Source organism: Sinomonas sp. P10A9, from assembly GCF_041022165.1.
Lineage (GTDB): Bacteria > Actinomycetota > Actinomycetes > Actinomycetales > Micrococcaceae > Sinomonas > Sinomonas puerhi.
On sequence record NZ_CP163302.1, the window covers coordinates 2,834,050 to 2,860,137 of the forward strand.

Consider the following 26,088-nt stretch of genomic DNA (forward strand, 5'->3'; position numbering starts at 1 on the left):
GATGAATATTCGCCAAACCCTGGGGCGGCCTTCACGCGTGGGGCGCTGGCGCACTGGCAGGCCACTGCTGGAGTGCATAGGCTCTGGCCATGGATCAAGATTCCCAACAGATGCTGTTCGTCGTGATGATCCGGAAACCGGGCGATGACTTCGCCCCTTTGGATCAAATCCTTCGCGCCAAGGACGTCGAGGAAGGCCGCACGATTGCCGCCGGCCGCGTGCGACGCCACCTGCTCACGCACCCCGACCTGACCCTCGACGGTGCAGAGCTCCGCGGCGCCACATCGGGCACCGTGTACGCGTCATGGGACCCCAGAGCAGACTCCCCGAGCTAGCCGGCCCGCAAGGGAGATCGGCGACCCGTCTCCCAAACCCGCCGCATCACACGTTGAAGCGGAACTCCACCAAGGCCCACCGCAGAGCAACTTCTGGGCGTATCCTTCGTTCCATGACTCCCGCCCGCGCCGCCGTATACCTTCGCCAGTCCCTCGACACCACGGGCGAGGGCCTAGCCGTGAGTCGCCAGAGGGAGGACTGCCGCGCGCTGGCGGCGGCTCGCGGCTGGACCGTGGTCGAGGAGTACCTCGACAACTCCATATCCGCCTCCGACCGGCGCAAGGTTCGCCCCGGCTACGACCGCATGATCGCGGACTTTGAGGCTGGCCGATTCCAGGCGATTGTGTGCTGGGACCTCGACCGCCTGACCCGCCAGCCGCGCCAGCTGGAGGACTGGATCGACCGCGCCGAGAGGCAGGCGCTGCTCCTAGCGACAGCGAACGGCGAGGCCGACCTCACGACCGACGGCGGCAGGATGTACGCACGAATCAAGGCAGCCGTCGCCCGAGCGGAGGTCGAGCGCAAGTCCGAGCGCCAGCGCCGCGCCGCGCTTCAGCGCTCAGAGAAGGGACGTCCGCCGCTTGGAGTACGGCTGACCGGCTACACGCCGAACGGCGATCTGGTGCCCGCTGAGGCCGCGTTCGTGGCCACGCTGTTTGAGCGCTTTGCCGAGGGGGACTCCCTCCGCTCCCTCACGGCGTGGGCTGCTGGGCGGGGCATCCCCACGCGGCGGGGAGCGCCATGGAACCCCTCAACCATCCGCACGCTGCTGATGAACCCGCGCTACGCTGGCCGCGCCATCTATCAGGGCCGCGAGACCGGCAGGCCCGGTGCCTGGACCCCGATCGTGGATGATGACCTCTACACGATCGTCCAGGCGCGGCTCACGGACCCGCGCCGCCTCACCCATCAGGGCACGGACAGGAAGCACCTAGGCTCCGGGCTCTACCTATGCGCCGTATGTGGCGAGCCGCTGTCCTCGTGGTCCGGCGAGCGCTATCGCTGCGCGGCGGGGCACCTCACGCGGGCCCAGAAGCCCATCGACGCCCTCGTCCTCGAGGTCACCCGCGCATGGCTACGTGATGGTGACAACGTCCGCATGCTCGCGACGCGGCTGGCGGAGCCCCGGGAGGAGGACCGCACCGCCGCCGAGCAGGTACGCGTGCTCCGGCAGCGACTCGCGCGCATCGATGAGGACTACGACGCGGGGCTCATCGACGGCCACCGCCGCAGGGTCGCCGCCGACCGGGCGCAGGCCGAGCTAGCGACCGCCGAGGCCGCGCTCCAGCGCGCTGCCGCGCCCGCCGCTGCCGTGCTCCACGCGGCGGACCCGGTGGCCTACTTCGAGGGATCCAGCCTCATGATCCGGCGCGCCGTGCTGTCCATGCTGTTCACCGTCCGCGTGAGTCCAGCGCCGCGCGGCCGCAAGGGCTTCGACCCCGAGACGGTCAGCTTCGAGTGGAACTGAGCCAGTAGTCCTAGTGACTAGGCGAAGCGGAGCTGTACCCGTATAACAGCCTATGTAGGAAGTCCTATATCCTACATGATCCGCTCCCGAAAGCTGGCTCCCGAAAATGCTCACTGTTGTAACCATCACTGCTGTTGACCCGAAGTCCGGTAAGACCCAGCGCGCCGCTGGCGTGCGACGCGGCGACGCGTACTCCAGGCTCCTCACCATCGCCGGAGAGGCCACCGCCGAGGAGTTCCTAAAGGTGGTCCGCGAGGACCCTGACCGCCTCATGCCCTGGATGTCGAAGGACGGCGCCACCGTCGTTGTGTTCAGCGAGAGGGACGACAGCCTCATCTCGTGGGAGCCGAAGCGGCGGACCAGCCAGAAGCGCGTGAAGTGCGTCGTGTGCGGCAAGGTCTCGAACGCGAGCGGCATGGCGCTCCACCAGAAGAACGCCGGTCACGAGGGAACCGAGGCCGCGTAGTGCGTGCCGGCCATGCCCCGCGTGCGTGAGGCAGCACGAGTCACTGTCGCGTCCGCTGCGCTGCCGCGCTACCGGCGCGCGCCCTCACGGCAGCAGCGCGCGGCGGCGGTCCTCGAGCAGCTCGTTCTGATGGTGGACCCCCGTGTCCTCCGTGAGGCAAGGCGGCTCGCTCGCGGTGACCTGTCGGTGATCGTGCTCAACCTGGACGGCTCCGTAACCGTGGCCAACTCGACGGCCCACCGGCTCATCATCCTGGAGCGCCGACGCAGGCCCGAAGGATAGACCGGCTGATGCCCCCGTCGCGGTGACGGGGGCATCATCGGCGCGAGACGGGCATCTGCGCCCGGTTTCGGACCGCCCCGCTACACCTGCGCGATGAAGGGCCAGCGGGACTCCCGGACGCCGCTGGCCCTTCCGGCCCGGGGAGGAGAAACCCAAAAATCGACTCACCCGGGACGCATGCAATTCTGGCGGTTTGGTGCCACGCGCGCTACTGGGCAGCCCCCGACCGGACCCCGAAGGATGGCGCTAGCGCGGGGGTGACGACGGCCCTATGCTTGGGGGGTGGTCCCGGGCTTCGGCTGGGGACGGCGGAGAACCCATAAGTAAATGGAGGCCGTTTCTTGGGAATCGGAGCCTCCCCCTCTCAATCCGAATTCTCTGGTGCTGCCTCCCCACGGCGACTGATCGACCTACGCTGCGGGACTTGGTAACGCAACCCGGCCATCGATCGAGGAACCCCCGCATGGGGGTAGGACCCGTTGATGGCGAGGCGATAGCCTCCCCCAAGATAGAGGGCTGGTCTTGAGAGTGAGACAGCCATGTCTTGGTCCAAGGATGCCGAAGTTCGTGCGAACGTCAGCCGTATCGCCAACGCCTACCAGATGGACGATGTCGATGAGGACGTTCTAGAGCTCCAGCGACGGCTGCGCGTGAAGGTGGTCAAGCGAGCGATCATCAAGGACGCGAAGCACATCCCCCCGTTCAGGGCGGCGCACTATGAGCTTCTCATCGCGTTCCTGCGGGAGTGCATCGAGAACCTCAACGAGGAGGAAGCCAAGTGAGCGGGCAGCCCGACGCGGCTGCTGCGCGGCTCCAGGAGTACATAGCGCGTGTGGTCGCGGAGGCCCCTCCGCTGGACCCGGCGCGCGCTGATCGCATTGCCGCATTGCTGCGGTCCTCGGAGGAGAGGAGCGCAGCGGCATGAGCCGGAAGAAGAAGAGAGACCGGGGCGCTGAAACCCCGGTCCCCACGAAGAAGAAATTCCCTACCACCGAGAAGGCTCCCTCATGGGAGATTCTAGCGGTAGTCGAGAAGCCGAGCTATGGACGCTGCCCCGACTGCGCGGGCCGGTGGAATGGCACCGCGCTGGAGCACAATTCGACCTGCCCGCTGATGGCGGCAGAGAACCACGCTGTCGATCTGGACCGGCAGTTCTTCGAGGACCACCCGCAAGCGGACTACTTCTACCGTCCGATGGTCCACGCCGAGGTGGTGACGCTACGTGCGTCGGGCCAGATCGGGCCGGATGAGGAGTTCCTAAAGGGCCTCGTCCGCGTCGAGCAGATCGCTCCGGGCATCCGCACACGCCTCTCGCTGTTCAAGGTGGCACGCGGCGATGGCGGTGAGTAGGGACAGCCGCCTCACGGTGTCGTTCTTCAGGAGCAGAGCGGACGCTGCGCCAAAGGAGAAGCGGGTCGCGTGGACGGACTTCTGCGCCCTGATGGCCGAGGACCAGCTCCGTGTGTCTCCGGGCCTTCGTAAGGACGCCCGGGGCGGGTTCACGATGTGCACGTTCAAGAACGGCCATCGCGGCAAGGCGGACGTGGACCGCTGCTACGGTATCGCCCTCGATCTGGAGGCGGACGAGGAGACCGGCGAGATAATGCCGCCGTCGCTTGAGGTGCTGGGGCGCATCCACGCGCTCGGACTACAGGCGCTCGTCTACTCGACCTATTCCCACACGCCGGAGAGGCCGCGCTACCGCGCGCTGCTGCCGGCGGACGGCCCAGCGGACGCCGGCACGACGAGCCGCGCCGCGCGGGCGGTGCTCGAAAGGCTCGGTCTGCCGTTCGACAAGGCGTCGCTGCATCCAGAGCAGATGATGTTCATGCCCACGGTCCCAAGCGAGGAGGCAAGAGAGGACTATGAGCTGGAGATCATCGACGGACCGCGCGTCAGCCTGGATGAGTGGGCGGCGCTAGCCCCCCGTGAGGAGCCCGCCGCGTCGGCTCCGGCGCAGGACCCGTTCGACGTGTTCCTGGAGCGCTGCGAGGAGCAGGGGCGGGGGGTCGTCCACCGGGGGCCGGATGACGCGATGGTCCAGTGCCCCACGCACAACGACAGGAACCCCTCCCTCCACGTCCAGCGCAGTTCGATGGCCACCGTGGTGATGCACTGCTTCGCTCCCGCCTGCGCGGGCCTCACGGCACCACAGTTCTTCGAGGCAGTGGGTCTCCGCTGGAGCGAGGTGGTGCACGGCGAGACAGCGGCGAAGGACTTCGGTGAGGAGCAGGAGGCGGACGAGCTAGGAGGGGCGGCTGTCACGGGCAGCTATGACTGGACGCACCGCTTCATCGACGGCGGCTCATTTATCTTCGACGTTCCCGACGAGGTCCCGGCTCTCTGGGGCGAGCGCGGGGACGTCATCTGGCCAGAGGGAGAGGCCCTCATGGTGTGCGGCCCCTCCGGCGTCGGGAAGACAACCCTGATCGGGCAGGTAGTCCGGGCCATGCTGTTCGGCGGGGACGTGCTGGGCCACGCCGTGAGGGTGCTGGCTCCAGGGGAGAAGATCCTCTATCTGGCCATGGACCGGCCCTCCCAGATCCAGCGCTCGCTCAAGCGCCAGTTCCACGGATACGACCGGGCGAGGGTGGAGCAGTCGCTCCTCGTCTGGAAGGGGCCACCGCCTGAGGATCTCGCGCAGTCGCCAGAGAAGCTGCTCGCCATGTGTCGCTGGGCCGGGGCGGGAACGGTCATCGTGGACAGCCTGAAGGATGCGGCCATCGGCCTCTCGGAGGATGCCGTCGCGGCGGGATGGAACCGCGCACGCCAGATGGCGATTGCGGAGGGGGTCCAGGTATGCGAGCTCCACCATCAGGTCAAGCGCGGACCCAACGGGGCAGCACCGACGACCCTCGCAGACGTGTACGGCTCGACGTGGCTCACGGGCGGTGCTGGCTCGGTGATTCTCCTCTACGGCAAGGCGGGAGATCCGATCGTGCGGCTGCTCCACCTGAAGCAGTCCCAGAACGACGTCGGACCGCTGGATATATTCCACGACCAGGACTCCGGAGAGATCAGCGTCTGGTCCGGAGAGATAGACCCGCTGGCGCTCGCGCGGAACGCCGGTAGGGACGGCATCACGAAGAGGCGGCTGGCCGAGATCATGTTCGCACGGGACCGCCCCACCGACGCCGAGATTGCGAAGGCAGGCCGAAGGCTGCACCAGTGCGTTCGTCGGGGTGAGCTAGTGATCCGTGATGGGTCAGCGGAAGCGACGCTCGGCACCCAGTCGAAGGTCTACGTCCTTCCCGAGTACCTCGACTTCGCGGACGACGAGGGGGGTACGGAAACGTGATTAAGCCTTACGGGGGGGTTACGCACCCCTTTTGCCTACGTCCTACGCAAGCCCTTACGGATCCCCGGAATCAAGCCTTACGCAGCCCCTTACGGCCCTTACGCCCGGCTACCTTACGCTCGCCCCCCTCCCTAAGGGGGGCGAACGCGTAACCCCCCCCCTCACGAGAGAGGAATCCCATCACTGCCTTGGGCAGCTGAACACCGAGAAGAAGGAGACGCAGTCATGACCACCACCACCACGCCAGCTGTTCCCGTAGCCCTCACGCGGAAGGCGCTCGACGCCACCATCCGGGACCTCGGCGGGAAGTACGTCCGCTCCTCTCAGGGATGGCACTACTGGCACATCCCGACTCCGGTCGCGCCGATTGAGGTCGGTGCGCTCATCCGCCAGAGGGTCACGCACATCGGAGTGGACCGGGTGTACTTCCCGGGCGCACTCACCGCCGCAGGCAATCGGCCATGGGCCGAGCCCGAGGCCTACGCGACCCTGCTCCCGTACCTCGACCGCGCTGTTGCTGCTGGCGCGAGCGCTATGACGATCCCGGGGTGCACTGGTCCCTACTCAGAGTGCGCCGTCGTGAACGGGGAGCTGGACGAGCTGCTCCGCCGCTGGATCGCGATGGAGCGTCGCTGGATCGCGAATCCGGGTCAGAACGAGAACGAGGGCGACGGGGCCTCCCCCTCGTGGCAATGCGGCATCTGCGGCGAGCTGCGCCATCTCAACGACGGCCACCGCCACCCACGCCAGAAGGCCTCATGAGCGCCTGCGTCGTTGCGGCATATACGCCGTACCCCGTACCCCGTATCGCAGCGCGAAGGTTGCCGACTGGAAGGCTGCCCACTATGACTGCCTTCCAGCAGCACTAGGAAGGGAGCAGGGCCATGGCAAAGCAGCGCCACGACATCGGGGTGATGAAGCGCATGCGCGCGAAGGCGGAGTCCGTCCGCCGACACGAGGTGGCACACCGTGTCGCGAGGAAGGCGGCACGCCGTGCCCCACGATGACGGCAAGGGGACGCTCCTGATCCGGGCCATCGATGCCCACCTCACGAGGACGTGGGAGTTCGGCGCCATCACCCGTGCGTCGAGCACGCTACGCGTGACCCGTGCTCGGATCATGCTGCCGAAGGGCGACGGCTTCGTTGACGGGATCGCCGTGAGGGCCAGCGGGCGCGACCGGCTCGTGCTGACGCAGGAGGGCGCGGCTGCCCTGTTCGAGCAGCTTCAACGGCTACTCAGCCGCCGCTAAGCCGAATCACCCGCCAGACGGCGCGAGACGGCACGAGAGCCCCGGCTCGGCACAGCTGGGGGGCAACCGTAGCCGAACGCGGGTAGACGCCGGCAGACGGGCGAGGGCAACGGGCAACCGGGATCCAGTGGTGAGGCGAACATGAGAACAGCTGATCTCGGCGGTACGCCTGCGCCTCTCGCGGCCGAACACGGTAGTCCGGCGGCAACTACCCGTCCCCGCCCTGTCGCGGCCGAACACGCCTACCCGGTGAGCTCCTGGGGGGCCTATGTGCCCCCGGTTCCGAGGCCTTACGGCGACGTCGTTGACACACATGCTGACATTCACCGAGTCGCGCCCATCCCGCCGACCAGGAGGGCTGATCCGCCCCGTCTCGCCCACCCTCACGGGGGTCCATCCTCGATGCCGGGTTGGCACGACAGAGGAGTTCCCGAGAAGCCCGGACCTGAAGAAGAGGAGCGCTATCATAGATTCTGTCGGATGTCAAGAGGATATTCGCGGAAATGAAGAAAGGGCTCCCGGCCATGACTACACACCCCATCCACACACTGGAGACGCTTCGCAGCGCGCTCGCTCTCTGCGAGCATCTGGACGGCCCACCCGCCCGCGCAGCACATCTTCGCGCCGAGATCCAGAGAGCGGAGGTCTTCGAGGACTGGATCGGGACCCTTGCCGCACCCGTCAGGAGCGCCACCCGCGCCCTCGGCGCCGCGCGTGAGCGCCTCTTCACGGCAGCCCTTGAGGGCTCACCTGACATCGATCCCTCACGGGATGAGGTCCGGGAGGCAGAGCGCGAGCTCCGCCTCACCGCGAGAGACGCGGGCCTTCCGCAGATCCAGATCCGGAGGCTTCTCGAGTACGGAGAGGTCACCGACGCGGACATCCGCCAGACTGTCCAGGAGGAGAAGGAAGACCGCGCGATGGCGAAGAGTGGCTTCGAGAGGCTCTACGACATCCGTGACGGCCAGCCGGTGACGTTCTTCCGTCCCGTGGGGGGCTCCCGATCATGAACCAGAGAACAGCTATCGAGATCCCCCTCGCGGAGCTCCGCAAAGCGCGGCTGACGGTCCACTTCGCGACGATGATCGCATCCTTCGGAGATCCGCCGCCACCGGAGATCTCCGAGAACTTCGAGGCCACGCGGACGCGCCTCCCATCCCTGGAGCGGGCCTTCCGGTCCGCCGCGAGGCAGGCTGGCCTCTCGCGCCGTGAGATCAGCGACCTGATTGACAGCGACGGCTACTCGGAGAGGGACGCTCTCGTGGACGGCGAGATCCTGCGTGCCGTCGTCGAGGCTGGCATCGAGAAGGAGCATCGGGAGCTGCTGGGGGAAGAGCCCAATGACGATGACCTCAATGATCTGATCTCGCAGATAGGTCTCATCGAAGCCGCCGAGAGCACGCGCCCTCGCTCGGCGCTCGCCCGCGCCGCAGACGTGGTGGTAGTGGCGGTGCAGGCGACGTGGTGGATTATCACGGACAAGATCCGAGAGTGGAGGAGCGGTCATGGCCGAGCGCCGTCCGCCCACTGAGGCCGAGCGGGCGCGGGCGCGCCTTGGCGTTGCCTGCCGCACCGGCAACGCAGCCGCCCAGACGGAGGCGCGGCGCGATCTCGCCGCCCTCAAGATCGAGGCATTCATCGCCCGGACGCTCGCCGGTGCCCCACCCATCACGGCACAGCAGCGGGAGCGAATATTCCGCGCAGTGCTCGACTCAACAACCTAGAAGGAGACCCGATGACGCGCACCCAGATCTACGACGAGGCCTACTCCAGAATCCCCGGCTACGACGCCGCCACACGCGACACGGCCACCGCATCCGCCTGGATGACCGAGCTGTCCGCGCCGCCGTCCGCGCTCCAGGTGGACACCGCCGCAGAGCTGCGCGCCGCCGCCGACGCGGGGAAGCCATTCCCGCGTGACCTGCCCGCCCGGGTTCGCGAGGCGCAGGCAGCCGCGACGGACCATTTCACGGCCCTCACGATGGTCCGGGAATTCGCCGCCGACGCGAAGGCGCGGCAGCAGGCCGCTCTAGCGTCCGGTGCGGACCACGGGCTGGCCTACCTACGCGGGGAGCTGGAGTCGCTCGTCACAGAGGTACGCGGGGCCGCGCGGTCGCTCCGGTCGCTGCCCACCGACCCGCTCGACGTCGCAACCGACCCGACCGCGGATCGCCGCCTCCGTGAGGCAGCCGATCTAGTCGAGCGGTACAGCGCCATCCGCGACGTGCAGCGGACACTCATCCGCACCGCGAGCAGCAGCACCCGCGCCACCGACAACGGCACGCGGATGTACCTCACGGCGGGGCAGGTTGCCGACTTCCTGGACGCGGACCAGTACTGGATCCAGCGCCGCCGCGACAACGGGCGCTGGCCCTCCGACCTCCGCACGCTCTCCCCCGAGCAGGAGGCGCTCCGTGAGTGGCTGACGCGGTCGGTCACCCCGATGATCGACGGAGAGGAGTGGCGCGCGTCCCTTCCGTCCGGCACCCTCGCCGAGAAGGCAGAAGCCCTCGCCCGCATCTGCACACACGCCCACCCGTGGATGCCGTCGATGGACGACCTCGCGAATGCCTTCTGGACCGCTGGCGATGCCACCGAGGGCAACGCCAGTTCTCCGCTCGCCGCCGAGGGCGGCATCAGGGCAGTGCACCGGGTCGCCGCGATCACCGGCCACACGAGCGAGGGCGCGCCGCCAGAGCCGGTGTCAGCCGTGAGGGGCGGCACCCGCCACGCCGTCCCGTTCACCCAGCGTCGCAGCAGCTAGAGAAGGAGCACCACCATGGAAGACAAGGCAACACTCGCCGCCGCAGCGGGCCGCGCTGCCGCGTGGGCCACCACCGCACAGGGCACCCTGGACACGGCAAGGGCGAACCTGCGCTCGACGCTACGCGCCGCCTGGATCGCCGGGACGACGCCGACTCAGGCAACCGTGGACACGCAGGCCGACGCCGTCAACCGCGCCGAGGCCGAGCTGTACGCCGCGAACGCGCTCGTCAGCGAGCTGTCCCAGTCGGTGAACTACGCATGAGCATCGAGGAGGGCCGCGCACTGTGGGAACGGCTCCACGGCCACGCCGAGGAGGAGCAGCACGACGCGGATGAGGGCGAGCAGCTCACAGGCATCGAGGCTGGGCGGGCGATGTACGCCGAGCTGCACCCGCGACGCGACTCTGGGAGTGCGACAGACGGCGTAGGGGTGGGGCATCTGTAGCGCTGGGGGCCTTCCCGGGTACAACCCCCTATGGGCGACCCATGCGCGCTTCCAGGCCCGACCGACGCGCGCCTAGCGGATGAGAGCGCGGGGACAGACCGTCGCGTAGGTCCTATCGATCGCGCGCCCTCAGGTATCCCTCTGCCCAGTCGTCTCGCTTCTCCTCCTCAGTCCGGTCGTCCTCGTCGTCGTCGTAGTAGTCCGTCCATTCGTCCTCCTCCGCCTCGCGGTGGATCCTATCGATCTCGTCGTGGACGGACTCCTCGTCCCAGAAGACGCGCTCACGGAGGCGTTCTGGCACCGCCTCAAGACACGCGTCCAGCTCCTCTGCGGCTGTTACCCCGATCAGGAGATGGACGAGCGCCACGTAGGCGCTGCGGAAGCCATAGCCGTGGCGGTCACCCTTCGAGAGCCAGTGGGCCAGCTCGTGCAGCACCACTGTCCTGTCCAGGTGCGGGCCGAAGTGCAGCGTGTCATCCTTCGGATCGTGCCAGGCAGCTGCCTGGTGATCACCGGGCACATCGAAGTAGACCTTCGGCGGCGGCTCCGGCAGATCGTGCCGCGCGATGACGGGGCCGAACATCTCCATCAGGACTTTTCCGGCACCATGCGCGATCAGATCGGCGACTATGAGTACATAGCTGAGTGTGTCCTCGATGAACGCCTCGACGTCCTCCGCGACGAGGTCATCGCTGTAGTCGTCGGGAAGGGTGCGCGCCTTGCACCACGCGGACTCGGCGAGATACGTGACCCAGGTGGTGTCCAGTGGAGGCGTTACCCAGACGGGCTTGACGTGGGTGGGCAGGACATGGTCGAGGGCTGTCTCCAGCGACGGGCTGAGCATCAGATACGCACCTTCTGGGTCGAGCTAGTCCAGTGCGGGTCGGGATGCCGGCTCGTCCGGAGCGGGGTCATCTTCGGCCCGTGTGTCTCATGGTAGGACTAGCGCGTCTGACGAGGCTGCCTTTCCGCTAACTGGCCAGCAGTGAGAGCGGATTGCGCAGGTCGGCACCTAGGACAGCGCAGACTGACCAGTTGAGCGCGATTCGAGCCAGCAGAATGTCGGCCAGATTGGAGTCGTAACAATCCGTAACAATCCCTCATCCGTGAGGCGGCTCCGCGTCCTTGAGACGATCCCGCCAGATGGTCGATAGGCGTGCCTTTGTGGCCCCCACTGACTTCTGGAGGAAGCTGCTCCGGGGTAGGGTCCCGAGTTCCTGCCTCATCTCCACAACGACCTCGGCGATCAGCCCGGCTGCGGACTGGCCGACGCTTGACTCAACGTAATCCGCTACGACCCTTCCGATCTCGTCGGCTCCCGCTGAGGGGTTCGCATTGAAGAGCAGGCTGAAGTGCTGAGCCAGATGCGCTATCGAATCCAGGTAGGCGCTTTCGCGCGCGTGGAGTGCGTCCATTAGCTTGGGCGAAGCGAGTAGCTGGGTCCGAAGGAACACCTTGTCCACAGACGTGAGGCGCGAGATAGGCCTGCCCGCGATCTTGTTTGCGATGTCCTGGGCCATCCCCTCTATCTCGGGCCTGATCCGGGCTAGATAGTCGGTGTAGGCCTCGTAGCGTGCCTCAAGCTCCCACTTACTGCGCTCACGACGTCCGGTGAGCCTATGCCTGATGTAGCCACTGATGAGCGTCAGGACCGCACCTCCGACGGCGCTAATGATGACCGTCCAGAAGGGGTCTGGTGTGCTTGCAGTGGCAGCGACAGCCGCCGCAACGGAGGGACTGGGAGTCATGCGTCCAACCTATACAACCGACCCCCGAGCCGTCGGGATCCGAGCGTGCTCGATTCGCTGACGCGCTCCACCGTGTGTCGCGCCATCTAGATCCCCCTCACGGTGCTCTACGGTTGGGGTACATCCGACACAAGGGGGGACGGGGCCGTGGGCTTCATCGACAACACGCCGAAAGACGGAACGACCAACACGCAGGAAGTTGCCATTGCGCTCGACAGGGCAGGCTTCGGTAGCGCCAGCCCGATCCAGGTATTCGCGGCTGGGCACGGCTGGGACAACTACCGCATCGAGCTGCACGATCGGCCCGAATCCGTAAACATGCGCTACCACTTCGAGGCGTGGCACGTCGATGATCCATCGGACCGAATCGTCGGTGAGGGCGCGGCTGACATCCAGTCGGCCGCAGGGCAGCTGGATCGCAAGAAGCTGAAGAAGCGACCGTCCCCTGATGCGCCCGCCGAGCCTCAGGCACCTACCAGCTGGCCCATCGTCACCCCGTAGCCCCTCCTCCGGCGCTGTGCCCCCTCACGTGAGGGGGCACTCCCGGTTGGCCCGTAAGGGATGCTGCCGGGCTCAGATGCCCGTCTAGCGGGCCTACTTCTTAGGCTGCGCTGAGGTTACTTGGAAGCGGAACTCTACCACGTCGCCGTCGGCCATGACGTAGTCCTTGCCCTCGATCCGAACCTTGCCGCGGGACTTGGCCTCGGCCATCGAGCCTGCATCGACGAGGTCCTCGAAGTGGACCACCTCGGCCTTGATGAAGCCGCGCTGGAAGTCCGTGTGGATCACCCCGGCCGCCATCGGCGCCGTGTCACCTCGGTGGATGGTCCACGCGCGGGTCTCCTTGGGGCCGGCGGTGAGGTAGGTCTGGAGCCCGAGAGTATGGAAGCCGACGCGCGCGAGCTGGTCGAGGCCCGACTCGTCCTGGCCGTTCATCTCGAGCATCTCGCGGGCCTCCTCCTCGGACAGCTCCACGAGGTCGGACTCGAGCTTCGCGTCAAGGAAGATCGCGTCCGCGGGCGCCACGAGAGCGCGGAGCTCCTCCTGCTTCTCGGGGCTCGTGAGGATGCCCTCGTCCGCGTTGAAGACGTAGATGAACGGCTTCGCGGTGAGGAGGTTGAGCTCCTTGAGGTGCTCCATGTCGAGCTTGTCCGAAGCGATGGACGAGAAGATCGTGTCGCCACGCTCGAGGACCTTCTGGGCGGCCTCGATCGCGGCGAGCTCGGCGGCGTCGCGCTTCTTGATCTTGACTTCCTTCTCGACGCGCGGAAGGGCCTTCTCGATCGTCTGGAGGTCGGCGAGGATGAGTTCGGTGTTGATGGTCTCCATGTCGGAGCGTGGGTCGACCTTGCCGTCCACGTGCACCACGTCCGGATCGTCGAAGACTCGGATGACCTGCGCGATGGCCTGGGCCTCGCGGATGTTGGCGAGGAACTGGTTGCCCAGGCCCTCGCCCTCGGAGGCGCCCTTGACGATGCCTGCGATGTCGACGAAGGAGACGGTCGCGGGGAGGATCCTCGCGCTGCCGAAGATCTCCGCGAGCTTGTCCAGGCGCGGGTCCGGGAGGCTCACCACACCGACGTTCGGCTCGATCGTCGCGAACGGATAGTTCGCCGCGAGGACCTGGTTGCGGGTCAGTGCGTTGAAGAGCGTCGACTTGCCGACGTTGGGGAGACCGACGATTCCGATAGTGAGAGCCACGGTCATCCATCATACCGGCGGGCATCTCCCAGAAATGTCAGAGCCGCGTGCGAGTGTGAGCACATGGACGGTACACAGATTCTCGTGATGGTGCTGGTAGCGCTGCTCGCGCTCGTGGTGGGGTGGTTGGCAGGCGCTGGCTGGGCGCGGCGGCGGGAGACGCACGACGGCGCGGGCCTCCCTGCGCTGCAGTCGCGCCTCGCGTCGGCGGAGGCGGCGCTTGCCGCGGCGACGGCGGAGCGTGACCTTCTCGTGCGGCAGAACGCCGCCCTGACGTCAATGGACGAGCAGGAGAACACCGTCCTGCATGCCCTGGCCCCTGTGGCAGAGAAGCTGAACGCGGTGCAGCACGCCGTCGCCGTGCTCGAAAGGGACCGAGTCGAGCAGTTCGGGCAGCTGTCCCAGCAGCTCCGGGAGGCGCGCGCCTCCGATGCCGCCGTGCTCCAGTCCGCCCACACGATCACCGCCGCGCTGGCCAACAACTCCTCGCGTGGTACGTGGGGCGAGGTCCAGCTGCGCCGCGTGGTCGAGGCCGCAGGCATGCTCGATCGGGTGGACTTCGCGGAGCAGGTCTCAACGTCCGGGGACACTGGTGCGGTGCGGCCGGACCTCGTAGTGCTGCTTCCCGGCGGGAAGCAGATCGTGGTGGATTCCAAGGTCCCCCTGGGGGCCTACCTCAAGGCACAGGAGCATGCGCAGGACCAGAGCTCATCCGGAGTCGAGCAGCGGGACCGGCACCTCGCGGAGCATGCCAAGGCCGTGCGCGCCCACGTGGACGCCCTCGCGTCGAAGAAGTACTGGGAGGCAGTGGGCGCAAGCCCGGAGCTCGTGGTGTGCTTCCTGCCGGCCGAGTCGTTCCTCGCGGAGGCACTCCGGGCCGACGCAGGCCTCCTGGACTACGCGTTCTCGCGGAACGTGGCCCTCGCCTCCCCCGCGACACTGATGGCGCTCCTGAAGGGTGTGGCGTTCGGGTGGCGTCAGGAGCTGCTCACCGAGAACGCCCGCGAGCTCTTCGACCTCTCCCAGCAGCTCTACGGGCGCCTGAGCACGATGGGTGGCCATGTGGCCCGGCTCGGGGCCTCGCTCAAGGGATCCGTGGAGCGATACAACGCGTTTATCGGCGCCCTCGAGTCGCGCGTACTGCCGACGGCACGCCGTATCAGCTCGCTTGATCTCGGCGCTCCCGAAACCCTGCCGGAGCTGCCGCCTGTCGAGACGACACCGAGAGTCCTCTCCGCAAGCGAGCTCCTCGACGAGCAGATGTGGAAGGACAACGGAATCAGTACCCTGCCCGGCACGCTGGGCGGGACCTCCGCAAGCGGTATCGCCGAGTCTCGCGACTCGGCGGGCCATTCCGACGGGCCCCGGCGCCACTCGGCCTGAACCGGCCCACCATCGAGCCACGCCAAGATCGGGCCTTGTGACGCCGAGATCGAGGTGCGAGCGGCTCTCGAGATCGGGGCCCTTCTCCGCGGGGAGAATCTCCCTGGCCCGGCGTTGGAACGAGGCCGTTTTGGTCCGGTGGCGCTCATTTGGGACACTTCACGCGGAGAAGGGCGCTTCCGGTTGGCGACAACCCGATGTGGGGCACCCCGACGGCCAAAGCGCAGTGCGGCCGTAGCCGGGAAGTGCGCTTGAGTGGCGCTTGTCCGCTACCGCCGCACTGCGATACGTGCTTGGCGGCATTGGGGACGCTGGAGGGGAATAGCCTCGAACGGCGGACAAGCAACGACGATCGGGTACCGAGCGACACAACCTCAGCGGCACACGGGGTGACCTCGCGCCCACACCGGATGACCTCGGCGACACAGGGGGTGACCTCGTGCGCACACCGGGCGACCTCGGCGGCACAGGGGGGTGACCTCGCGCCCACACCGGATGACCTCGGCGGAGGGAGACGAGGGACGGGTCAGCTCTGGGGGCGCTGACCGCGGCCGCCGAGGCCGCGACTCGAATCGCCGGCCTCCTTGAGCGTCGCGCGCAGCTCCTTGGGGAGCGAGAAGAGGATGTCCTCGTCGGCAGTGACGACCTCTTCCACGGTTCCGTAGCCGTACTCCGCAGCGAGGCGCAGGACGTCCTGGACGAGGACCTCAGGCACCGAAGCCCCTGAGGTCAGGCCGATCGTCGAGACTCCCTCGAACCAGGACTCGTCGACCTCGTTGGCGAAGTCGACCCGGTGCGAAGCCTTGGCACCGTACTCGAGGGCGACCTCCATGAGGCGCACGGAGTTCGAGGAGTTGGCCGAGCCGACGACGATGACGAGATCTGCCTGAGGGGCAATCTTCTTGATGGCCGCCTGGCGGTTGGACGTGGCGTAGCAGATGTCGTCGCTGGGTGGGTCCTGCAGATTCGGGAAACGCTCGCGCAGCCGGCGCACGGTCTCCATGGTCTCGTCAACCGAGAGGGTGGTCTGGGAGAGCCAGATGAGCTTGTCAGGGTCCTTGACCCGGATCGTGTCTGCCTCTTGGGGCGAGTTCACGATCTGGGTGTTCTCGGGGGCCTCGCCGTACGTGCCCTCGACTTCCTCGTGGCCCTCGTGACCGATGAGGAGGATCTCGTAGTCGTCCTTCGCGAAGCGCACGGCCTCGCGGTGCACCTTGGTCACGAGCGGGCACGTCGCGTCGATGGTGCGCAGCCCACGGTCCTCAGCGGAGCGCACGACGGCGGGACTCACCCCGTGCGCCGAGAACACCACGAGGGCGCCCTCAGGAACCTCATCCGTCTCGTCCACGAAGATCGCGCCGCGCTCCTCGAGGGTCTCGACGACGTGGCGATTGTGGACGATCTGCTTGCGCACGTAGATGGGCGCGCCGTAGTGCTCAAGCGCCTTCTCGACCGCGATGACGGCCCGGTCGACGCCGGCGCAATAACCACGCGGCGCCGCGAGGAGCACCTTCTTCGCACCGGCCACCGGAGCGGCCGCCGCCACGTGCTCAGGTGTGCGGCGGCGCCGCGGAACCGTGGGCATAGACAGGGAAACGGGGGTGGCGGTCATGGTCCCATGCTACCGGCGTGCGGCGGCGCGCCTTCTCCGGACCCCGGCCACCAACGAGAGCACCAGGCACACAACGCCGGCTATGGCGACAGCCCCGGTCCATGGCATGAAGGAATCGGAGAAGAGTGGCCCAAGGCGGCGGGCGAAAACCGAGGCCACGGTTCCCGCGCCGCCTTGGCCCCCGGCGAACATCGATGCGAGGAACGTTCCGGCCGCAAGGAGCGCGGCGACCAGAAGCAGTCCCAGGCCGGCCCAGCCGAGGGCTACCCCGCGGCGTCGTGCGAAGAGCAGGCCGAGCACGAATGCGAACACTGCGCCAAGGCTCAGGGGAACCGCGAGGCGCCCCGCATCCTGCATCACGGTAAGCCAAGAGCGCTGCTGCGCCGTGCCTACCGGGACCTCGATGCTCGGGGCCTCACCGAGGCTCACTCCCAGCGACGAGCCCATCCGGGCGAGCATCACACCGGCCAGCGGCCGCAGTTCGAGCGTGAATCCGGTCGTGGCAGTGACCGAGGAGAAATTGAGCCGATGGCTCTCCCGCACGGCCTCATCCCACGCGGCGGGATACCCGGGGTCTGTGGTGAGTGAGGTCACAATTCCCTTGGCCAGCCCCGTCGCGGCCGGCTGGAGCGCGGCAGGGACGTTGGACGCTGACACGACAGTCGAGGCGAGCGAGGTGCCCAGTGCGGTCTGGAACTCCGCGTCATTGCGCAGAGGCTCGAGCAGGTGAACGAAGCCACCCTCGTCGACCACGTTGCGGTCGATCCAGAGCGACGGGACGGCAGCCCCCGTAAGCAGCACGGCGAGCAGGATGGACAGCGCGGAGAGGACGGTTCTCATGGACTTCCCGGGGTCGGCAACCTGACCATCGTAGCCGTGGGCGCTTGAGCGCGGCTGGACAATGGCCGGGATGTCGGAGGGGCGTGGTAAGCCTTGACTATGGTGGCTGCGATGGATGAGAGCACAGATGGGAACCCGGGCCCTGTGGGCCAGGACGTGTCTGGCACAGACCCGTCCGGCACAGACGTGCCCGATAGCGGCGCGGGTGCGGACCCGCGGGGCGCGTCGACGCTTCCCGAGCGCGCCGCGGACACGACGCCCGAGAATCCCTGGCCCCTGCATGTGCTCTCCCGCAAGCTCAAGGAACACATCGAGCGTTCCCCGCAGGTGTGGATCGAGGGCCAGGTCATCGAGATGAACCGGCGGGGCCAGACCGCCTACCTGACGCTGCGGGACGTCGACGCCGAGATCTCGCTGCCAGCGTCTGCGTGGGGCACCGTCATGGCACGGCTACGGGAGCCCATCCAGCGCGGCTCCCGCGTGGTGGCCCTCGTCAAGCCCGAGATGTGGCTCAAGACCGGCAGGCTGAGCATGGCCGTGCGCGACATGCGGCCGGTGGGCCTCGGCGACCTGCTGGCGCGCATCGAGAACCTCCGGCAGGCCCTGGGCGCCGAGGGCCTCTTCGCCGACGAGCGCAAGAAGGCCCTGCCGCTGCTCCCGCACCGGATCGGCCTCATCACCGGTCGGGACTCGGACGCAGAGAAGGACGTCCTCCGGAATGCCGCCCTGCGCTGGCCGGCCGTGGCCTTCGAGGTTCGCGAGGTGGCCGTGCAGGGCAGCAGTGCCGTCTCCGAGGTCCTGGCAGCCCTGCGGGAGCTCGATGCCCACCCCGAGGTGGATGTCATCGTGATTGCCCGCGGCGGTGGATCGCTGGAAGACCTGCTGCCGTTCAGCAACGAAGCGCTCGTCCGTGCCGTCTCGGAGGCCAGCACCCCCGTGGTCAGCGCGATCGGCCACGAGGCGGACCGGCCGATCCTCGACGACGTCGCGGACCTGCGCGCCTCGACGCCCACGGACGCCGCCAAGCGGATCGTCCCTGACGTGGCCGAGGAGCTCCTGAGGGTCAGGCAGTGCCGGGACCGCATCGACCGGCAGGTGCGGCTGTTCGTCGAGCGGGAGTCGGAGCGCCTCGCCTCCATCCGGACTCGCCCTGTGCTCGCGTCGCCGCAGACATTCGTCGAGGTCCGCCACGAGGAACTCGAGCGGCTGCGGGTCAGGTCGCACGCCGCGGTGAGCGGCGCCGTCGTGCGTGCGGCCGACGCCGTGGCCCACCTGCGCGCCCAGATCCGCGCCCTCTCGCCGCAGCAGACTCTCGACCGCGGCTACTCGGTGGTGCAGCTCCTCGACGGCCCGGACGCGGCCGTCATCCGTTCCCCCCAGGACGCACCCTCCGGTACCGCCCTCCGCGTCCGCCTGGCCCGCGGGACCATCGGGGCGCGCTCCGAGGGCCAGCTCCCCGACATCACGCACCGAGATGACACGACCACCCTCTCCCACGAAGGATCAGCACATGCCTGAGAAGACGCAGGAAACGTTCGAAAACCTCAGCTACGAGGAGGCCCGCGAACAGCTGGTCGGCGTCGTCTCGCGGCTCGAGGCCGGCGGGGTGAGCCTCGAGGAGTCGCTCGCGCTGTGGGAACGGGGCGAGGCACTCGCCTCCCGGTGCGAGGAGTGGCTCGAGGGCGCACGACGGCGCCTCGACGCCGCTCGCGGGAACGGCGCCTCCACGGGGTCGGGAGCAGGTACCCCCGGAGACTGAGGGCGCGCCCCGCCGTCAGCTCGCGGCGAGGAGCTTCCTCTGCTCCTCGATGTCGAACGCGGGAGCGGGCCATTGGGGGTCCATCCGCTCGAGCGCCGCGACGAGGAGTTCCTGGACCACGAGCCGCGCGTACCACTTGTTGTCGGCGGGCACCACGTACCACGGCGCGTAGGGGGCGCTCGTACGCTCGATCGCGATCTGATATGCCTCCATGTAGGAGTCCCAGAGTCTGCGCTCAGAGAGGTCGCCAGGGTTGTACTTCCAGTACTTGGTGGGGTCGTCGAGGCGGGCAGTGAGGCGCCGCCCCTGCTCCTCTTTGCTGATGTGCAGCATCACCTTGATGATCTCGGTGCCCGACGCGTGGAGGTGTGCTTCGAAGTCCTGGATCGCCGAATAGCGGCGCTCGAGCTCGTCGGCATCCGCCCAGCCGTGCACACGGTGGATCAGGACATCCTCATAGTGCGAGCGGTCAAAGCAGCCCAGCATGCCAGGCCCTGGAAGCTGCTTCTCGACGCGCCAGAGGAAGTCGTGCTTCTTCTCCTCGTCGGTCGGGCTCTTGAACGCGGCGAGCTGGACGCCCTGGACATCCACGGCACCGACCACATGGCTGATCATGCCGCCCTTGCCCGCGGTGTCCATCGCCTGGAGGATCAGGAGGATCGAGCGGGAGCCCCCGCCCTTGCCCTCGGCGAAGAGCCTCTCCTGGAGGTCCGCGAGGTGCGGGTCGCGCTGGGTGAGCATCGCCTCACCTTCAGACTTGCCGGCCGCGAAGCCCGCCGTCGCGGCCGTGTCGAGGTCCGCGAGCCTGAAACCGGGTCGGACCACGAGGAAGTCCTCCGGCGCCTCGCTGAAACCGTGCCCTGCCTTGCGCTTGCCCATGCGGCCCCTTCGCTGCGCGCCACCGGGGCGAGCACCCCGGTCAGTTGCCCTTGTACCTGCTGAGGAAGTCTCCCATACGGTTGATGGCCTCCTCGATGTCCGCCACGGCCGGGAGTGTCACCATCCGGAAATGGTCCGGGGCGTGCCAGTTGAAGGCGCGGCCGTGGGAGAGGAGGATCTTCTGCTCGCGCAGGAGGTCGAGGACGAACTGCTCGTCATCGCGGATCGGGTACACCTCAGGGTCGAGCCTCGGGAAGAGGTAGAGGGCACCTTTGGCCTGGGTGGTGGAGACGCCCGGGATCGCGTTGAGCATCTCGTACGCCTTGTTGCGCTGCTCGAGGAGGCGCCCTCCGGGCAGGATGAGGTCGTTGATGCTCTGGTAGCCGCCCAGCGCGGTCTGGATCGCGTGCTGCGCCGGCACATTGGCGCACAGTCGCATATTGGCCAGCAGGTTGATGCCCTCGAGATAGTCCGCGGCCTCCTTCTTGGGCCCCGAGATCGCCATCCAGCCTGCCCGGTACCCGCAGACCCGGTACGCCTTGGACAGGCCCGAGAACGTCAGGCAGAGCACGTCGTCGCCCGTGAACGCGGCGAGGTTCGTGTGGGTGGCGCCGTCGTAGAGGATCTTCTCGTAGATCTCGTCGGCGAAGATGATGAGGCCGTGCCGCTCGGCGAGCTCGACGATCCGGCGCAGCGTCGCATCGGAGTAGAGCGCGCCCGTCGGGTTGTTGGGGTTGATCACGACGATGCCCTTGGTGCGGGAGGTGATCCTGGCCTCCATGTCCTCGAGGTCTGGCTCCCAGTCCTTTTCCTCGTCGCACAGGTAGTGCACGGCGCGGCCGCCGGCAAGCGACACGGATGCGGTCCACAAGGGATAGTCGGGCATCGGTACGAGGATTTCATCGCCCTGCTCGAGGAGCGCCATGAGGGACATGGTGATGAGCTCGGACACGCCGTTGCCGAGGTAGATGTCATCGACGTGGATGTTCTGGATGCCGCGCGTCTGGTAGTACTGCGAGACCGCCGTGCGGGCCGAGAAGATGCCACGGGAGTCGCTGTAGCCCTGTGCGTGGGGCAGGTGGCGGATCATGTCGACGAGGATCGCATCCGGCGCCTCGAAGCCGAACGGTGCCGGGTTGCCGATGTTCAGCTTGAGGATCCGATGGCCCTCGGCCTCCATCTTCTGCGCAGCCTCCAGGATCGGGCCCCTGATGTCGTACAGCACATTGTGGAGCTTGGAGGACTGCTTGAATTCGGCCATTGTCCAAGAATGCCACAGGGCGTGAGCGGCAACTGTGCGATGCTGCTCACACCCCGTGGCATGACGCTGGATCAGCGCGGGAGGGTCAGGAGGCGAGGCCCTTCTCCTTGAGCCAGGCCTTCGCTGCGTCCGCGGGCGACTGCTTCTGGGTCCCGTTCACGGCCCGGTTGAGGTTCACCAGATCGTCCGTCGTGAGCTGCTTGGACACGGCGTTGAGCGCTGCCTTCGCCTGGTCCGAGACCGTGTCGGTGCGGACGAGCGGCACGACCTGCTGGGCGATGAAGTTGTTCTTCGGATCGTCCAGGACCACGAGGTCATTGTCCGCAATGGACGGCGTCGTCGTGAAGATGTCCGCCACCTGGATGTCATTCGAGAGCAGTGCCTTGAGGGTCACGGGCCCGCCGCCGTCGCTCATGGCCTGGAACTGCTTGGGGCTGCAGCCGTACTTGTCCTTGAGACCCGGCAGACCGTAGGCGCGCTTCTCGAAAGTCGCCGGTGCGCCGATCACCAGCTCGCCGCAGACCTTGCCCATGTCGTCGAGGCTCTTGAGGCTGTACTTCGCCGCAGTGGCCTTCGTGACGACCATCGCATCCTTGTCCTCGGCCTTGGCCGGGCTCAGGATCGCGAGGCCCTTGGGGAGCTTGTCCGGGAGCGCTCCCGCGATGTCCGAGGCCGAGACCTGGGTGGCCTTCGTGTCCACGTACAGCAGGAGGTTGCCCGTGTAGTCGGGGACGACGTCGACTGAGCCGTCCTGGACCGCCTTGTAGTACACCTCGCGCGCTCCGATGTTCGGCTTGGTCGAGGCCTTCACTCCCGCGGCGTTGAGAGCACCGGCGTAGATCTCTGCGATGATCTGGCTCTCCGTGAAGTCGGCGGAACCGATCACGAGTTCCTTGCCGGCGCCGCCGGATCCGCCGGAGGCCCCGGCGCTGCCGGTGCTGAGTGGATTCGACGAACCGCCGCACGCGGTCAACGCGAGGGTCAGCCCGAGCCCCACCGCCACGGCGGCCATGGCCCTGCGGCGTGTGACGGGGAACTGCTGGATCATGAGATTCCTTCCTGAACGGCCGCGACGGAGGCCAGTGGCTTCCGCGCGGAGGACGAGCGTGGACCCAGAGCGCGCTGGAATGCGCCCAGGACGAGGTCGGTGACGACGGCGATCCCGGCCACGAGGACCGAGCCCCCGAGCATCTGGGGATAGTCGGATAGGGCAAGGCCGTCGAAGATGTACCTGCCCAGGCCACCGAGGTTCGTGTAGGCGACGACGGTCGCCGTCGCGATGACTTGGAGGACCGCGGCGCGCAGCCCGCCGAAGATCACCGCAAACGCGTTGGGGAACTCGACCCCGAGCAGGACTTGGAACTCCCGCATCCCCTGGGCGCGGGCCGCGTCGACCACGACCGGGTCCACGGCAGCGATGCCCGAGTACGTCCCGGCAAGCAGCGGGGGGACGCTCAGGATGACGAGCGCCCAGATCGGCGGCATGAGGCCGATGCCCGCCAGGAGCACGAACAGCACGAGGAGCCCGAGCGTCGGGACGGCCCGAAGGGCGCCGGCAATCGCGACAACCACCACGCGGCCGCGTCCGGTGTGGCCCACGTAGGCCCCGATCGGGATCGCGATCGCTGCCGCGATGACCACCGTGAGCGCGGCGTAGAAGGCATGCTCGCCGAGGCGGGCAGGGATGCCCGAGTATCCGCTCCAGTTGTCGGGATCAGTGAGCCAGGCCCACGTCTGAGCGAGCAGGCTCATGCGCGGGCCGCCTTCCGCTGCGTGGGTGCGCCGGCCCCGCGGGCGTCGAGCCTCGCCCACGGCGAGAGCACGCGCCCAGCGAGCACGAGCAGCAGGTCCATGAGAAGGGCGAGGACGAGAATTGCGACGAGCCCTACGACGATCTCCGTGATGAATCCACGCTGGAGCCCCTCGGTGAACAGGATCCCGAGGTTGGGCATGCCCACGAGCGCCGCGACGCTCACGAGCGAGATGTTGCTGACGGACACGGCCCTCAGGCCCGCTATGAGCACGGGCAGCGAGAGCGGCAGGTCAACGAGGAAGTAGCGCGTGGCGGCAGTGTGCCCCAGCGCCTGCGCAGCGAGGCTCAGCTCGCCGTCGACCGAGTCGAGGGCATCCAGCGACGCCCTCACGAGGAGCGCCACCGCGTACACCGTGAGTGCCACGATGACGTTCACGGGGTCGAGGATCCGCGTGCCGAGCAGCACGGGCAGGATGATGAACAGCGCAAGCGACGGCACGGTGAACAGGATGGAGCTGAGCGTCAGGAGCGCAGTGCGCCACACGCGCCGATGCCGTACCGCCTGGGCGAGGGGAAGGCTGATGACCAAGCCGAGCGCGAGCGGGACCACCGCGAGAAGGAGGTGCTGGCCCGTGAGCGAGAGGATCCGCCCGGCATTCGCGATCGCCCACTCCATCAGGCGCCCTCCACCCCGGCACGCGAGCCTGCCGCCGCGGCACGCTCCCGCTGCGCCTGGGTGCGCCGGCGGTCCGCGTGGGCGATGACCTCGGTGGCACTGACCGTGCCCAGGAGGCGGCCGGCATCGTCCACGACGACCCCGCGTCCCGACGGCGAGGACAGCGCCGCATCGAGGGCGGAGCGCAGGGTACTTCCCGCGCGGTGGAGCGACCCGCCACTCACGAGGGTCCCGGGGAAGGCCTGGCCGGTCCAACCGACCGGACGCCCGTCCGCGTCGAGGACCACCGCCCAGTCGACAGGCACGTCCACTGCGACCTCCGCGGCGCGGACGGTCTGCGCGGCGTCGACCGCGAGCCCCTCATCATCGAAGAATCCGAGATGCCGGAATCCACGGTCGCGGCCGACGAATCCGGAGACGAAGTCGTCCACGGGAGCGCGAAGGAGCTCCTCCGGCCCGGCGAGCTGCGCCAACCGGCCGCCCACCGCGAAGACGGCGATGCGGTCGCCGAGCAGCACGGCCTCGTCGATGTCATGCGTGACGAAGATGATCGTCTTGCCGAGGTCCCGCTGCAGGCGCAGTAGCTCCTGCTGAAGCTCGTGCCGGACCACCGGATCCACGGCGCTGAACGGCTCGTCCATGAGGAGCACAGGTGGATCGGCTGCGAGCGCCCGGGCCACGCCGACGCGCTGCTGCTGCCCGCCGGAGAGCTGTGCCGGGTACCGCCCGCCGAGGTTCTGCGGGAGGCCGACGACGTCGAGCAGTTCCTGCGCGCGTGCGCGGGCCGCCGTCCGGGAGGCCCCGTTGAGGCGTGGAACGGTGGCGATGTTGTCCACGACCGTGCGGTGCGGCATGAGTCCAGCGGCCTGCATGACGTAGCCCATCGACCGGCGCAGGAGCGGCGCAGGCTGATCCGACGCATCGCGTCCGTCCACCGTGATGGTCCCGGACGTCGGCTCGACCATCCGGTTGACCATCCGCAGCGAGGTGGTCTTCCCGCAGCCGGAGGGCCCGACGAAGACCGTGATCTCGCCGCGCGGCGCTGACAGGCTCAGGTGGTCCACGGCGGTGAGGCCACCGTAGACCTTGCTCACCTCGTGGAACTCGATCATCGGATCGGACACGTACACCTCAATGGTCGCGGGCGGCCAACTGCATCTCGCGTGCTGGTGCGAGCCTACCAGCGCGGTCCGACAGGGGAACCGCGGAACGGCCGGCTACGGAACCCGCTCTCCCCCGCCGCCGTCGGCCGCGAGTTCAATGGTCCCGAAGATCGGGTCCCGGTCCAGGATCCGCACGTCGGTGATCCCTTGCTCGGCGAGGCCGGCGCGGAAGCCGTCCTGGATCCGGCCCACGTTCATCCCGAGTCCGCTGCCGAGGATCACCGGGCCCTCGAGATCGAGCTGGCGCGCCACCTGGGCGGCCATGCGCGCGAGATCGTGGGCGGCCTGGTCGACCATGAAGCGCGCACCCACGTGCCCGGCGTCGGCGGCCTCCGTGACGACTCGTGAACGCTGCGCCCAATAGCGTCTGCCAGTCCCGGGGGCGTGGAACAGTGCGATGAGCTCGTTGGGGTGGGCGAGGTCCGTGCTCGCCAGAAGGGCCTGCGTCAGATCATCCGGCTCGAGGCCGAGGTTCATGCGGTGCAGGCTGTACCGGACGGCCTCTCTGCCCAGCCAGTACCCGCTGCCCTCGTCCCCGAGCAGGTAGCCCCAGCCGCCCGCACGCGCCTCCTCGCCGGCGTCGTTCGTTCCCCACGCGGCGGACCCGGTGCCGGCGATGACGGCAACCCCCGTGCGCGCGCGGCCCGCGGCGAGCAGGAGCCGCGAATCGTGGACCACTGTGACCCGAGCCCGGGGCGCGTGCGGGTGGATGAGGGCGGCGAGCGCGTCTGCGTCCGCCTCGGTGTCAACGCCACCGGACCCGGCGAAGACCCGGGCGGCGTCGCCGGCGTCGAGCGCGGCGAACAGCTCCGCGAGGTTCGCCGCAGCGGTCTCCCGGCTCACGTTCTGGACGTTCGCGCTGCCCACCTCGAGATCGGCCTGGACCTCGCCGCCCACCACCTTGATCCCGCGGGTCTTCGTTCCGCCGATGTCGAGGCCGATCATCAGCCCGCCGGTCGTCCTGTCAGTGGCGCTCTGCATGTTCACGGGCCCAGCCTAATG

The 26,088-nt window shown here is 68.0% G+C and carries 32 protein-coding genes; 20 read left to right on the forward strand and 12 right to left on the reverse strand.

Annotated features, from left to right (window positions below):
- Nucleotides 1-89 precede the first annotated feature (89 nt).
- From AB5L97_RS12890 to AB5L97_RS12965, 16 genes are all read left to right on the forward strand, one after another.
- Nucleotides 90-335 carry a hypothetical protein gene (locus AB5L97_RS12890; RefSeq protein WP_307957989.1) on the forward strand — a complete coding sequence of 82 codons (246 nt, stop codon included), beginning with the start codon at nucleotides 90-92 and terminating at the stop codon, nucleotides 333-335.
- Nucleotides 336-448: 113 nt separating this feature from the next.
- The gene (locus AB5L97_RS12895; protein WP_369044957.1) at nucleotides 449-1,804 is read left to right on the forward strand and encodes a recombinase family protein; all 1,356 of its coding nucleotides are present in this window, start codon (nucleotides 449-451) and stop codon (nucleotides 1,802-1,804) included.
- Nucleotides 1,805-1,910: 106 nt separating this feature from the next.
- Nucleotides 1,911-2,270 carry a hypothetical protein gene (locus tag AB5L97_RS12900; RefSeq protein WP_369044958.1) on the forward strand — a complete coding sequence of 120 codons (360 nt, stop codon included), beginning with the start codon at nucleotides 1,911-1,913 and terminating at the stop codon, nucleotides 2,268-2,270.
- A gap of 21 nt (nucleotides 2,271-2,291) precedes the next feature.
- Nucleotides 2,292-2,552 (forward strand): hypothetical protein, encoded by a 261-nt coding sequence (locus AB5L97_RS12905; RefSeq protein ID WP_369044959.1) that lies wholly within the window; start codon nucleotides 2,292-2,294, stop codon nucleotides 2,550-2,552.
- A gap of 539 nt (nucleotides 2,553-3,091) precedes the next feature.
- Entirely contained in the window at nucleotides 3,092-3,334 is a 243-nt protein-coding gene (locus AB5L97_RS12910) for a hypothetical protein (RefSeq protein ID WP_369044960.1), read from the forward strand.
- Nucleotides 3,331-3,477 (forward strand): hypothetical protein, encoded by a 147-nt coding sequence (locus tag AB5L97_RS12915; RefSeq protein WP_369044961.1) that lies wholly within the window; start codon nucleotides 3,331-3,333, stop codon nucleotides 3,475-3,477. The genes AB5L97_RS12910 and AB5L97_RS12915 overlap by 4 nt, the downstream gene beginning before the upstream one ends.
- Nucleotides 3,474-3,902, forward strand: a complete 429-nt coding sequence (locus AB5L97_RS12920) for a hypothetical protein (RefSeq protein ID WP_369044962.1) — start codon at nucleotides 3,474-3,476, stop codon at nucleotides 3,900-3,902. The genes AB5L97_RS12915 and AB5L97_RS12920 overlap by 4 nt, the downstream gene beginning before the upstream one ends.
- On the forward strand, nucleotides 3,889-5,850 hold the full coding sequence (locus tag AB5L97_RS12925; protein WP_369044963.1) for an AAA family ATPase: 1,962 nt from the start codon (nucleotides 3,889-3,891) through the stop codon (nucleotides 5,848-5,850). Before AB5L97_RS12920 ends, AB5L97_RS12925 begins: the two co-directional genes overlap by 14 nt.
- 225 nt (nucleotides 5,851-6,075) lie before the next feature.
- Nucleotides 6,076-6,612, forward strand: coding sequence for a hypothetical protein (locus tag AB5L97_RS12930; protein WP_369044964.1), 537 nt, complete (start codon nucleotides 6,076-6,078; stop codon nucleotides 6,610-6,612).
- 231 nt (nucleotides 6,613-6,843) lie between these two features.
- Nucleotides 6,844-7,101 carry a hypothetical protein gene (locus tag AB5L97_RS12935; protein ID WP_369044965.1) on the forward strand — a complete coding sequence of 86 codons (258 nt, stop codon included), beginning with the start codon at nucleotides 6,844-6,846 and terminating at the stop codon, nucleotides 7,099-7,101.
- 524 nt (nucleotides 7,102-7,625) lie between these two features.
- Nucleotides 7,626-8,111 carry a hypothetical protein gene (locus tag AB5L97_RS12940; protein WP_369044966.1) on the forward strand — a complete coding sequence of 162 codons (486 nt, stop codon included), beginning with the start codon at nucleotides 7,626-7,628 and terminating at the stop codon, nucleotides 8,109-8,111.
- Entirely contained in the window at nucleotides 8,108-8,632 is a 525-nt protein-coding gene (locus AB5L97_RS12945) for a hypothetical protein (RefSeq protein ID WP_369044967.1), read from the forward strand. Before AB5L97_RS12940 ends, AB5L97_RS12945 begins: the two co-directional genes overlap by 4 nt.
- On the forward strand, nucleotides 8,607-8,825 hold the full coding sequence (locus tag AB5L97_RS12950) for a hypothetical protein (protein WP_369044968.1): 219 nt from the start codon (nucleotides 8,607-8,609) through the stop codon (nucleotides 8,823-8,825). Before AB5L97_RS12945 ends, AB5L97_RS12950 begins: the two co-directional genes overlap by 26 nt.
- Before the next feature lie 11 nt (nucleotides 8,826-8,836).
- Nucleotides 8,837-9,865 carry a hypothetical protein gene (locus AB5L97_RS12955; protein WP_369044969.1) on the forward strand — a complete coding sequence of 343 codons (1,029 nt, stop codon included), beginning with the start codon at nucleotides 8,837-8,839 and terminating at the stop codon, nucleotides 9,863-9,865.
- 15 nt (nucleotides 9,866-9,880) lie between these two features.
- On the forward strand, nucleotides 9,881-10,129 hold the full coding sequence (locus AB5L97_RS12960) for a hypothetical protein (RefSeq protein ID WP_369044970.1): 249 nt from the start codon (nucleotides 9,881-9,883) through the stop codon (nucleotides 10,127-10,129).
- A complete protein-coding gene (locus AB5L97_RS12965; protein ID WP_369044971.1) occupies nucleotides 10,126-10,311 on the forward strand; it encodes a hypothetical protein in 186 nt (61 codons plus the stop codon). The genes AB5L97_RS12960 and AB5L97_RS12965 overlap by 4 nt, the downstream gene beginning before the upstream one ends.
- 112 nt (nucleotides 10,312-10,423) lie before the next feature.
- Here AB5L97_RS12965 and AB5L97_RS12970 read toward each other — a convergent pair whose 3' ends face one another.
- Together AB5L97_RS12970 and AB5L97_RS12975 are read right to left on the reverse strand one after the other, a co-directional pair.
- A complete protein-coding gene (locus AB5L97_RS12970; protein WP_369044972.1) occupies nucleotides 10,424-11,155 on the reverse strand; it encodes a hypothetical protein in 732 nt (243 codons plus the stop codon).
- A gap of 256 nt (nucleotides 11,156-11,411) precedes the next feature.
- Nucleotides 11,412-12,059 (reverse strand): hypothetical protein, encoded by a 648-nt coding sequence (locus AB5L97_RS12975; RefSeq protein WP_369044973.1) that lies wholly within the window; start codon nucleotides 12,057-12,059, stop codon nucleotides 11,412-11,414.
- A gap of 147 nt (nucleotides 12,060-12,206) precedes the next feature.
- On the opposite strand from AB5L97_RS12975, the gene AB5L97_RS12980 reads away from it, so the two are divergent.
- Complete coding sequence (locus AB5L97_RS12980; protein WP_369044974.1) at nucleotides 12,207-12,560, forward strand: hypothetical protein; 354 nt, start codon at nucleotides 12,207-12,209, stop codon at nucleotides 12,558-12,560.
- Between the two features lie 93 nt (nucleotides 12,561-12,653).
- Here the strand turns inward: AB5L97_RS12980 and ychF are convergent, their stop codons facing one another.
- Nucleotides 12,654-13,760, reverse strand: a complete 1,107-nt coding sequence (ychF, locus tag AB5L97_RS12985; protein ID WP_369044975.1) for a redox-regulated ATPase YchF — start codon at nucleotides 13,758-13,760, stop codon at nucleotides 12,654-12,656.
- Between the two features lie 63 nt (nucleotides 13,761-13,823).
- Here ychF and AB5L97_RS12990 point away from each other — a divergent pair, with 63 nt between their 5' ends.
- Complete coding sequence (locus AB5L97_RS12990) at nucleotides 13,824-15,143, forward strand: DNA recombination protein RmuC (RefSeq protein ID WP_307958004.1); 1,320 nt, start codon at nucleotides 13,824-13,826, stop codon at nucleotides 15,141-15,143.
- A gap of 526 nt (nucleotides 15,144-15,669) precedes the next feature.
- Here AB5L97_RS12990 and AB5L97_RS12995 read toward each other — a convergent pair.
- Both AB5L97_RS12995 and AB5L97_RS13000 read right to left on the reverse strand, forming a co-directional pair.
- Nucleotides 15,670-16,755, reverse strand: coding sequence for a 4-hydroxy-3-methylbut-2-enyl diphosphate reductase (locus AB5L97_RS12995; RefSeq protein ID WP_369044976.1), 1,086 nt, complete (start codon nucleotides 16,753-16,755; stop codon nucleotides 15,670-15,672).
- A gap of 9 nt (nucleotides 16,756-16,764) precedes the next feature.
- Entirely contained in the window at nucleotides 16,765-17,595 is an 831-nt protein-coding gene (locus AB5L97_RS13000; protein WP_369044977.1) for a hypothetical protein, read from the reverse strand.
- 111 nt (nucleotides 17,596-17,706) lie between these two features.
- Between AB5L97_RS13000 and xseA the strand changes: the two genes are divergently transcribed.
- Both xseA and AB5L97_RS13010 read left to right on the forward strand, forming a co-directional pair.
- On the forward strand, nucleotides 17,707-19,113 hold the full coding sequence (gene xseA / locus AB5L97_RS13005; protein ID WP_369044978.1) for an exodeoxyribonuclease VII large subunit: 1,407 nt from the start codon (nucleotides 17,707-17,709) through the stop codon (nucleotides 19,111-19,113).
- Entirely contained in the window at nucleotides 19,106-19,354 is a 249-nt protein-coding gene (locus tag AB5L97_RS13010; protein WP_307958008.1) for an exodeoxyribonuclease VII small subunit, read from the forward strand. The genes xseA and AB5L97_RS13010 overlap by 8 nt, the downstream gene beginning before the upstream one ends.
- Nucleotides 19,355-19,369: 15 nt before the next feature.
- On the opposite strand, the gene AB5L97_RS13015 is transcribed toward AB5L97_RS13010, so the two are convergent.
- From AB5L97_RS13015 to AB5L97_RS13045, 7 genes are all read right to left on the reverse strand, one after another.
- Nucleotides 19,370-20,233, reverse strand: coding sequence for a PPK2 family polyphosphate kinase (locus AB5L97_RS13015; RefSeq protein ID WP_307958009.1), 864 nt, complete (start codon nucleotides 20,231-20,233; stop codon nucleotides 19,370-19,372).
- A 40-nt stretch (nucleotides 20,234-20,273) separates the two neighbouring features.
- Nucleotides 20,274-21,494 carry a pyridoxal phosphate-dependent aminotransferase gene (locus AB5L97_RS13020; RefSeq protein ID WP_369044979.1) on the reverse strand — a complete coding sequence of 407 codons (1,221 nt, stop codon included), beginning with the start codon at nucleotides 21,492-21,494 and terminating at the stop codon, nucleotides 20,274-20,276.
- An 85-nt stretch (nucleotides 21,495-21,579) separates the two neighbouring features.
- On the reverse strand, nucleotides 21,580-22,542 hold the full coding sequence (locus AB5L97_RS13025; protein WP_307958011.1) for an ABC transporter substrate-binding protein: 963 nt from the start codon (nucleotides 22,540-22,542) through the stop codon (nucleotides 21,580-21,582).
- Complete coding sequence (locus tag AB5L97_RS13030; RefSeq protein ID WP_369044980.1) at nucleotides 22,539-23,246, reverse strand: ABC transporter permease; 708 nt, start codon at nucleotides 23,244-23,246, stop codon at nucleotides 22,539-22,541. The genes AB5L97_RS13025 and AB5L97_RS13030 overlap by 4 nt, the downstream gene beginning before the upstream one ends.
- Nucleotides 23,243-23,923 (reverse strand): ABC transporter permease, encoded by a 681-nt coding sequence (locus AB5L97_RS13035; protein ID WP_369044981.1) that lies wholly within the window; start codon nucleotides 23,921-23,923, stop codon nucleotides 23,243-23,245. The genes AB5L97_RS13030 and AB5L97_RS13035 overlap by 4 nt, the downstream gene beginning before the upstream one ends.
- Nucleotides 23,923-25,035 carry an ABC transporter ATP-binding protein gene (locus tag AB5L97_RS13040; RefSeq protein WP_423246858.1) on the reverse strand — a complete coding sequence of 371 codons (1,113 nt, stop codon included), beginning with the start codon at nucleotides 25,033-25,035 and terminating at the stop codon, nucleotides 23,923-23,925. Before AB5L97_RS13040 ends, AB5L97_RS13035 begins: the two co-directional genes overlap by 1 nt.
- Nucleotides 25,036-25,140: 105 nt before the next feature.
- Nucleotides 25,141-26,067, reverse strand: a complete 927-nt coding sequence (locus AB5L97_RS13045; RefSeq protein ID WP_369047436.1) for an N-acetylglucosamine kinase — start codon at nucleotides 26,065-26,067, stop codon at nucleotides 25,141-25,143.
- Between the last annotated feature and the right edge of the window lie 21 nt (nucleotides 26,068-26,088).

What these genes read in the sequence shown, in the direction of transcription:
- AB5L97_RS13040 (WP_423246858.1), bottom strand. Translation starts at nt 25,035, where the DNA reads ATGATCGAGTTCCACGAGGTGAGCAAGGTCTACGGTGGCCTCACCGCC.
- xseA (WP_369044978.1), top strand. Translation starts at nt 17,707, where the DNA reads ATGGATGAGAGCACAGATGGGAACCCGGGCCCTGTGGGCCAGGACGTG.
- AB5L97_RS12930 (WP_369044964.1), top strand. Translation starts at nt 6,076, where the DNA reads ATGACCACCACCACCACGCCAGCTGTTCCCGTAGCCCTCACGCGGAAG.
- AB5L97_RS12975 (WP_369044973.1), bottom strand. Translation starts at nt 12,059, where the DNA reads ATGACTCCCAGTCCCTCCGTTGCGGCGGCTGTCGCTGCCACTGCAAGC.
- AB5L97_RS12990 (WP_307958004.1), top strand. Translation starts at nt 13,824, where the DNA reads ATGGACGGTACACAGATTCTCGTGATGGTGCTGGTAGCGCTGCTCGCG.
- AB5L97_RS13020 (WP_369044979.1), bottom strand. Translation starts at nt 21,494, where the DNA reads ATGGCCGAATTCAAGCAGTCCTCCAAGCTCCACAATGTGCTGTACGAC.
- AB5L97_RS12940 (WP_369044966.1), top strand. Translation starts at nt 7,626, where the DNA reads ATGACTACACACCCCATCCACACACTGGAGACGCTTCGCAGCGCGCTC.
- AB5L97_RS12895 (WP_369044957.1), top strand. Translation starts at nt 449, where the DNA reads ATGACTCCCGCCCGCGCCGCCGTATACCTTCGCCAGTCCCTCGACACC.
- AB5L97_RS13010 (WP_307958008.1), top strand. Translation starts at nt 19,106, where the DNA reads ATGCCTGAGAAGACGCAGGAAACGTTCGAAAACCTCAGCTACGAGGAG.
- AB5L97_RS12955 (WP_369044969.1), top strand. Translation starts at nt 8,837, where the DNA reads ATGACGCGCACCCAGATCTACGACGAGGCCTACTCCAGAATCCCCGGC.
- AB5L97_RS12945 (WP_369044967.1), top strand. Translation starts at nt 8,108, where the DNA reads ATGAACCAGAGAACAGCTATCGAGATCCCCCTCGCGGAGCTCCGCAAA.
- AB5L97_RS12960 (WP_369044970.1), top strand. Translation starts at nt 9,881, where the DNA reads ATGGAAGACAAGGCAACACTCGCCGCCGCAGCGGGCCGCGCTGCCGCG.
- AB5L97_RS12920 (WP_369044962.1), top strand. Translation starts at nt 3,474, where the DNA reads ATGAGCCGGAAGAAGAAGAGAGACCGGGGCGCTGAAACCCCGGTCCCC.
- AB5L97_RS12890 (WP_307957989.1), top strand. Translation starts at nt 90, where the DNA reads ATGGATCAAGATTCCCAACAGATGCTGTTCGTCGTGATGATCCGGAAA.
- AB5L97_RS13025 (WP_307958011.1), bottom strand. Translation starts at nt 22,542, where the DNA reads ATGATCCAGCAGTTCCCCGTCACACGCCGCAGGGCCATGGCCGCCGTG.
- AB5L97_RS12900 (WP_369044958.1), top strand. Translation starts at nt 1,911, where the DNA reads ATGCTCACTGTTGTAACCATCACTGCTGTTGACCCGAAGTCCGGTAAG.
- AB5L97_RS12970 (WP_369044972.1), bottom strand. Translation starts at nt 11,155, where the DNA reads ATGCTCAGCCCGTCGCTGGAGACAGCCCTCGACCATGTCCTGCCCACC.
- AB5L97_RS12925 (WP_369044963.1), top strand. Translation starts at nt 3,889, where the DNA reads ATGGCGGTGAGTAGGGACAGCCGCCTCACGGTGTCGTTCTTCAGGAGC.
- AB5L97_RS13035 (WP_369044981.1), bottom strand. Translation starts at nt 23,923, where the DNA reads ATGGAGTGGGCGATCGCGAATGCCGGGCGGATCCTCTCGCTCACGGGC.
- AB5L97_RS12910 (WP_369044960.1), top strand. Translation starts at nt 3,092, where the DNA reads ATGTCTTGGTCCAAGGATGCCGAAGTTCGTGCGAACGTCAGCCGTATC.
- AB5L97_RS12950 (WP_369044968.1), top strand. Translation starts at nt 8,607, where the DNA reads ATGGCCGAGCGCCGTCCGCCCACTGAGGCCGAGCGGGCGCGGGCGCGC.
- AB5L97_RS13000 (WP_369044977.1), bottom strand. Translation starts at nt 17,595, where the DNA reads ATGAGAACCGTCCTCTCCGCGCTGTCCATCCTGCTCGCCGTGCTGCTT.
- AB5L97_RS12965 (WP_369044971.1), top strand. Translation starts at nt 10,126, where the DNA reads ATGAGCATCGAGGAGGGCCGCGCACTGTGGGAACGGCTCCACGGCCAC.
- AB5L97_RS13015 (WP_307958009.1), bottom strand. Translation starts at nt 20,233, where the DNA reads ATGGGCAAGCGCAAGGCAGGGCACGGTTTCAGCGAGGCGCCGGAGGAC.
- AB5L97_RS13030 (WP_369044980.1), bottom strand. Translation starts at nt 23,246, where the DNA reads ATGAGCCTGCTCGCTCAGACGTGGGCCTGGCTCACTGATCCCGACAAC.
- AB5L97_RS13045 (WP_369047436.1), bottom strand. Translation starts at nt 26,067, where the DNA reads ATGCAGAGCGCCACTGACAGGACGACCGGCGGGCTGATGATCGGCCTC.
- AB5L97_RS12995 (WP_369044976.1), bottom strand. Translation starts at nt 16,755, where the DNA reads ATGACCGCCACCCCCGTTTCCCTGTCTATGCCCACGGTTCCGCGGCGC.